The sequence below is a fragment of the Bacillus sp. T2.9-1 genome (assembly GCF_950097965.1).
In the GTDB taxonomy this organism is placed as follows: Bacteria; Bacillota; Bacilli; order Bacillales; family Cytobacillaceae; genus Niallia; species Niallia hominis.
In genome coordinates, this window is record NZ_CATNHG010000158.1 from 1 (window position 1) to 6,606 (window position 6,606).

Sequence of the window (6,606 nt, forward strand, 5' to 3'; positions counted from 1 at the left end):
CTTTTTCAGATAGTGGGGGGCTAGCCCCCCACTATCTGAACTAACATCTATAGAATTATCAAAGAACAATATTTTAATTGGAAATTACCTCGAAAGAGGACTATAAACTTACTATACGAGGAGATGATTGGATGAGTAAACTGGATATCTCCAAACAAAAGAAAATCGGTGATGGCAAACGTGTTATTCAATTTTTAATGCCTTATAAAAAATGGGTCATAGGCGATTCCCTAGTTATTGCTATTAGCCAAGTCTTTTCTGCGTTAATACCAACTTTAGCCTTAAGCTGGCTAATTGATACCATTTTGCCAAGTGAGAATAACACCTGGCTATGGGGATTAATGTGGCTATTGGTATTATCTGCTGTATTAGATTTAGGCATGATGATCATTGATGAATACTTTTGCCATATTACTGCGAAGTCTGTGACAAATAGACAAAAGCTACGATTATTTGGGCATTTGCAAGTACTCCCTTTTTCGTTTTATCAAAATAATTCATCTGGGGAATTATTAGCACGAACTTCTGATGATCCAGATACCCTTCATAATTTTTTAGCATGGGAAGGGTCAACCTTTATGGCAAGTGCTCAAGGGGTAGTGATTTATAGTATTGTATTGCTGTTCATTCACCCTTATTTAATGATCACAAGTGTTGTTCTTGGAATTCTGTTTTACTGGGCATCCAACTATGTAGGGGCTAGAACGCGAGCTGCATCAGCAGACGCTAGGGCAGAAGCTTCCAAATATTTAGAGAGATTAAGAGAATCTGTTACAGGTATTCATCTATCACGAGTAATGGGTGTTTCCGATAGTGAAGTAAATAGTGTCGTTTCCATTAGGGATTCTTTTGTAAAACATTCACTACGAGAATTAAAAGCAAGAATGCAATCAGTAGTTGTGATTGCAAGCTATAATGGTTTTGCATTAGGACTTGTTTATTTTATCAGTACGCTCCTTATCTGGAATGGGGATTTAACTAGCGGTCAAATGTTAACAGCAGGAGGATTAGTAACGATTGCGGCAAATGAAATGCAACGTCTCCTAAGAAATTGGCTTTCAGTTAGACGAACAGGCCCTGCTTTAGACAGATCAGATATCTTGCTTTCACAACCTGTATCAGAAGCAGAAACGAAGCAAGGGGTAAGGGGAGAAAGAGCAAGTGGTGATGTGCGCTTGAAAGACGTGTCCTTCGTTTATCCAGATAAAGAAGAGAGCGTATTAAAAGGTGTTTCTTTTGCTATTAAGGCAGGAGAGAAAATAGCGTTAGTTGGGCCGAGTGGTTCTGGGAAATCAACGATTATTGACTTACTCTTTCGATTATATGACACAACAAAGGGTTCTATTGAAGTAGATGGACGAGAGATTCGAGAATGGGATACGGACTGGCTTCGTTCGCAAATGGCAATCGTTACACAGGATGTACTAATGCGAAGTGGCACGTTGGCAGATAATTTACGGATTGGAAAATCAGATGCAACAGAGAAAGAATTGTATGATGTTCTCCGTGCGAGCGGTTTAGGCGAATTACTAGAAACCCTTCCAGATGGGTTGAACACAAAGGTTGGAGAAAGAGGAAGCTTACTGTCAGGCGGGCAGAAACAGCGTCTATCTTTAGCGCGGGCAATTTTGAAGGATGCCCCAATCCTTGTATTAGATGAAGCAAGTTCAGCGCTAGATCCTATTACAGAAGCAAAAATTAATGAAGCTGTTTTAAAAACGACGAAGAAACAAACGATTTTCATCATTTCCCACCGACTATCTACGGTATTATCTGCAGATCGTATTATCGTATTAGATAAAGGGGTAATAGTCGAAGAAGGTACACATAACGAACTATTAAAAAATAATAACGGTGTATATTCACGATTATTCAAACGAGAAGCAGATATTGGAGAGGCAACTGTTAATCAGAAAGAAACACAGCCTATTTAAATAACATCAAAGAACAGTATTTCTTATGAGGATTACTGTTCTTTGCGTATGTTTGATTTTTTAGAGAAAGCGCCTCTTAAGCCCATTTCGTCAAAAAAGGAAAGCAAAAGGTAACAGAGTCGCCCTGTAAGTGCCCGTTTCCTATTTTCAAGAAAGCTAATAAAAATCCATTGCTAGTTTTAAAAAATGCTATAGTTATTATATAGTCGAAATATTCTGATCGAGAGTAGGGAGAGTAAGATGGCAATTACATTAAGAGATTCATATAACAAAACCACCTATAAATTAGGCAATCATGGCAAAAGAAATGTACAGGTACTAAAAGAAGCATTGCAGGAAATAGACGGAAATGTAGAAAGTGATATGTATGGACAAGGAAAAATAATAGGAGATTTTCAGCAAAAAATGGCCAATCTTTTCGGAAAGGAAGCAGCAGTCTTTTTTCCAAGTGGAACGATGGCACAGCAAATCGCCCTACGAATATGGTGTGATGAAAAAGATTTAGGGAAAGTCGCCTATCATCCATTAAGTCATTTAGAAATTCACGAGCAAGATGGATTAAAGAAGCTTCATAAAATCGAAACAATTCTATTAGCAGATAAAACGAGAGTAATAGAATTAGAAGATATTATGGAAATGGAGAATGGCGTTGCCTGTGTGCTGTTAGAATTGCCACAGCGTGAAATTGGTGGTCAATTACCAAGCTTTGAGACATTAGAGAAGATTTCACGTTATTGCAAAGAGCATGGAATGAAGCTCCATCTTGATGGGGCTAGATTAATGGAAGTGCTGCCCTATTATCAAAAAACAGCAGCAGAGGTATGTGCGTTGTTTGATAGTGTTTATATGTCTTTTTATAAAGGAATAGGCGGCGTTGCTGGGGCAATCCTAGCTGGGAGTAAAGAATTTACAAGCCAGTCAAAGGTTTGGAAACGAAGATATGGCGGTGACTTAATCAGTTTGTATCCATATATTTTGTCTGCTGATTATTATTATGAAAAACGAGTTAATAAAATGGCTGAATACTATGAATCTGCCAAACAGCTAGCAGCGTTTTTTAACAGATGTGAAGGGGTTCAAACACTTCCAATTGCGCCAGTTTCTAATATGTTCCATGTTCATTTTGATTTGGAAAAAGAAGCAGTAGAGACTATTTTGACAGATATTCAAGAGATAATGGGAATTGGTATAAGTGGCTATGTAAAAGAGCTAGCTGAAAATAATTGTTCTTTTGAAATTAGCTTAGGTGATGCTTATCAAGAAATTCCGACAGAGACTGTCAGAAAAATGTTTGGTTTACTTGCAGAAAAAATAAGCGAGAAAAGGAGCGGTGAATAATGGAAATAATCCAGCAATGGGTTCAAGAGGATAGTGATTATATTCGAAAAAAACTGGTTGCTTATAATATGGAGCAGCTGCCAGAAAAATTGAAAAGTCCCTATGAAAATATTAGTTTTGTTGTAAGAGATGATAATGGCACAATCGTGGCTGGTGTTACGGGTCATATGTTTTGGCATCATATGCATGTTGATTTCTTATGGGTGGATGAGAGTGTAAGGAAAGCAGGATATGGCAGCAAGCTTTTAGAGAAGATGGAACAAGCTGCGGAGAAAAATGCATGTGCATTTATTTATCTAGATACTTTCAGTTTTCAAGCACCAGATTTTTACCAAAAGCATGGCTACGAAGTATTTGGAACTTTAGATCATTTTCCAGAAGGAGTAAAACAATACTTTTTGCAGAAAAGATTAGTGGAATAGAAAAAGTATGATAGTGAAGAAGAGGATTGGCTGATAAATGGAAATTTTTGCTGGTATATCATAAATTTCACTGATGTTAGATTAAGAAAGCCTTATCTCCCTATCCCTTCACACTGATTTGGAAAAAATGGGGTTGATTAGCAATCGATATATTCATATAATTTGAATAGTATAAATTTTTAGATAGAAAGCGATAAGAAGGAAAGGGGATCTATGAGAAAATTTGCGAAATTAATCATCTATTATTTACTTGGAACGATGGCGATACTCGCATTAAGCGTTTTTCCAAAATACTTTCAAATGAGGGATTTTCCAGAGGGAGAGGGATATTTTTCAACCCTGCTATCTTTTTTATCGGAGGAATTTTTTCAGAAGGATGGATGGGTATATTCCTTAAATGGAGTAGATGAAAAGCCGATATTGGATATACTATTTCCGGCGTTTATTTATTCGATGGAAATTTTGTTTGGTGCGTTGTTATTAGGGAGCATTGCTGCATTTGTATTATCACTTGTCTCTTTTTTTCTACCCAAATTTCTTTTGCAGCCAATAAAAAGAATCTTAGATTTAATTGAATCGATTCCAGATATAATTATAGCGACACTTCTGCAATCTTTCGTTATCTTTATTTTTGTGCAAACAGGGGTAGAGATATTTGAAGTAGCCAGTTATTCAGAAAAGGCATATTTAGGGCCAATTCTAACCCTTGCAATTATTCCTGCTGTTTCTTTATTCAAAATTCTTATCTTGATGATGGAAGAAGAATATTTGAAGATGTATGTAAATTTTGCAAGAAGTAAAGGTATCCATAATTTTCCTATTTTGTGGAAACATATTCTCCGAAATATAATTCCCGTTTCCTTTCATCATATGAAAATTATCATTTGGGGATTGCTATCAAGTCAATTTATTATTGAACGACTCTTTAATATACATGGATTTACATATTTTCTAGTAGAAAGCTTTACACCAATGACGATTGCTGTTTCCTTGCTGCTTATATTCACGCCATTTTTTATTATTTTTCAGTTAGGCGAAATAGTATTGAAAGAGGAGAAGGAACCAGCACGGGAATTGAAAAAGGAATCGTGGAGAGAGAAGATAACCGTTACATCCTTCGTTTCCTCCCTCTATAAATATTGATTTATCAACGGTTTGAGCCGTTGTTGGGGTGTCAAAAAAATATTTTTCGACACGATTCCTAACAGAATTTATATATTATGTGTAATTATTCCAACCTACGGGTACGCTACGCGGTCACTACTGGATAATTATAGAAAGTAGTGATAGGGAATTATGCGATGCACAATGGATCTCTGCGTAGCTTATGATGACGTACCCTCCCATGTCTCTGGGCATCTATGTGCCTACATTCCTTCGTTCGGTCTAGTCATAAGGCAGAGGCTAGCGAAGCTCCTTTAGGGACTCAAGGTCGAATGGAAAATATATTGCCAGCTTCTCCGTGTCATCCTGTTGTCTAGGTCTTATTGTCTTATTAAGGGGATGTAGGGTTTAAACAGCCTCTGCGAGACCTGGAATATCCCTCATCATTCGCTGTGCGTCAAACGCTTTGTGCTTGGTACTAATTCCATGTAATACTTTTAATAGCTTACCGCATAAAACCACGATAGATTGCTTCTTGCGTAATGGATTAACCTGACGGTTTGTGTAATACTCGTGCAGCTTTCTAAAGGCTTCATTATGGCGAATCATAGGCATCATAACTCGGAACAGGAGGGCACGTAACTTTCGTCTGCCCCGTTTAGAAATACGTTTTTGTCCTTTATGCAGACCAGAGGAATTTTCACGTAACGTTAATCCCGCGAGTTTGATAAGTTGGCGTGGATCTTCGTAGTGTGAAAAGCTTCCAATTTCGGCTAATAAGTCAACAATGGTGGTATCTCCAAGTCCTTGGACGGTTGATAGCCATTCATACTCTACAGACGTTTTTACAAGTTCAACTAAGTGCACCGTAATGTTTTCGATATCTTTCTCTAATTGATGGTAACGGCGAACGAGCGTGGCGATTTCAATGTGGGCCATCTCACGTCCTTCTGTTACCCCGATAGAGTTAGCCGCGACTTCAATAAGGCGCACTGCTTTTGGTCTTTGTGGGGATTTTAGCCCCTCGACCTTTCGATAAAGGGTTAAGACTTCATCGGGTTGTTTTTGGTGAAAATCACTCGGAAATGGAGTACATTCAAGTACAGCTAAAGCCATTTTTCCGAATGAAGGAAACACCTGAGTAAACTCTGGGAAATAGCGATCTAACCAGCGAATCATCATGTTTTTGAGAGAGCCTAACTCCTCTACCAACTTGCTTCTAAAAGTTGAGCCAACACGAAGTTCTGCTTCCATTTCCTTTAAAATACGCGGATAACTGAAACGACCGTCTTTAATAAGACGAGCAATTACTAGCGCATCTTTTCGGTCATGTTTAGTTGGAAGATTGTCGTCTAACTCCTTTGAACGTTTGACGTGCATCGGATTTGTCATTACTAAGGGGATGCCCCGTTCCTCAAGGAAATAAGCTAAATTGAGCCAGTAATGGCCAGTAGGTTCAATCCCAACAATAACCTCTGTTTTTTCATTTTCTTTCATTGCGGTCAAAATACGTTGATAGAAATAATTAAAACCGCTATTAGACTGGGAAACAGCAAAAGACTTTTGAAGCACACGACCGCGATCATCTACAAAGCAAGCGTAATGCGTACGCTTGGCAATATCGATTCCGACCACAAGTGTTTTCTCGGTGACTTGATTTATTTTCTGATTTTGTTTAAAATCCATTATGGAGTCCTCCTTGGTTACAAATTAGGGGTCATTTCGTCGACGATTTGACACCCCGCATCATACCAAGAGGGCTCTTTTTGTTCAAGTCCCCGAAAATCCTTCTAACAGGAATGCTCCTT

Annotated in this window: 5 protein-coding genes; 4 read left to right on the forward strand and 1 reads right to left on the reverse strand. The window is 38.0% G+C overall.

Annotated features, from left to right (window positions below; translation table 11 throughout):
- The first annotated feature begins 131 nt into the window (after window positions 1-131).
- The 4 genes from QQZ16_RS23020 (at window position 132) to QQZ16_RS23035 (ending at window position 4,837) form a co-directional block, all read left to right on the forward strand.
- A complete protein-coding gene (locus QQZ16_RS23020; protein ID WP_031536130.1) occupies window positions 132-1,934 on the forward strand; it encodes an ABC transporter ATP-binding protein in 1,803 nt (600 codons plus the stop codon).
- A gap of 240 nt (window positions 1,935-2,174) precedes the next feature.
- Window positions 2,175-3,272 (forward strand): threonine aldolase family protein, encoded by a 1,098-nt coding sequence (locus tag QQZ16_RS23025; RefSeq protein ID WP_031536132.1) that lies wholly within the window; start codon window positions 2,175-2,177, stop codon window positions 3,270-3,272.
- Window positions 3,272-3,694 (forward strand): GNAT family N-acetyltransferase, encoded by a 423-nt coding sequence (locus tag QQZ16_RS23030; protein WP_031536134.1) that lies wholly within the window; start codon window positions 3,272-3,274, stop codon window positions 3,692-3,694. The genes QQZ16_RS23025 and QQZ16_RS23030 overlap by 1 nt, the downstream gene beginning before the upstream one ends.
- A gap of 213 nt (window positions 3,695-3,907) precedes the next feature.
- Window positions 3,908-4,837, forward strand: coding sequence for an ABC transporter permease subunit (locus tag QQZ16_RS23035; protein ID WP_231512513.1), 930 nt, complete (start codon window positions 3,908-3,910; stop codon window positions 4,835-4,837).
- Between the two features lie 369 nt (window positions 4,838-5,206).
- Here QQZ16_RS23035 and QQZ16_RS23040 read toward each other — a convergent pair whose 3' ends face one another.
- On the reverse strand, window positions 5,207-6,484 hold the full coding sequence (locus QQZ16_RS23040; RefSeq protein ID WP_031536138.1) for an IS110 family transposase: 1,278 nt from the start codon (window positions 6,482-6,484) through the stop codon (window positions 5,207-5,209).
- Between the last annotated feature and the right edge of the window lie 122 nt (window positions 6,485-6,606).

What these genes read in the sequence shown, in the direction of transcription:
- QQZ16_RS23020 (WP_031536130.1), top strand. Translation starts at nt 132, where the DNA reads ATGAGTAAACTGGATATCTCCAAACAAAAGAAAATCGGTGATGGCAAA.
- QQZ16_RS23025 (WP_031536132.1), top strand. Translation starts at nt 2,175, where the DNA reads ATGGCAATTACATTAAGAGATTCATATAACAAAACCACCTATAAATTA.
- QQZ16_RS23030 (WP_031536134.1), top strand. Translation starts at nt 3,272, where the DNA reads ATGGAAATAATCCAGCAATGGGTTCAAGAGGATAGTGATTATATTCGA.
- QQZ16_RS23035 (WP_231512513.1), top strand. Translation starts at nt 3,908, where the DNA reads ATGAGAAAATTTGCGAAATTAATCATCTATTATTTACTTGGAACGATG.
- QQZ16_RS23040 (WP_031536138.1), bottom strand. Translation starts at nt 6,484, where the DNA reads ATGGATTTTAAACAAAATCAGAAAATAAATCAAGTCACCGAGAAAACA.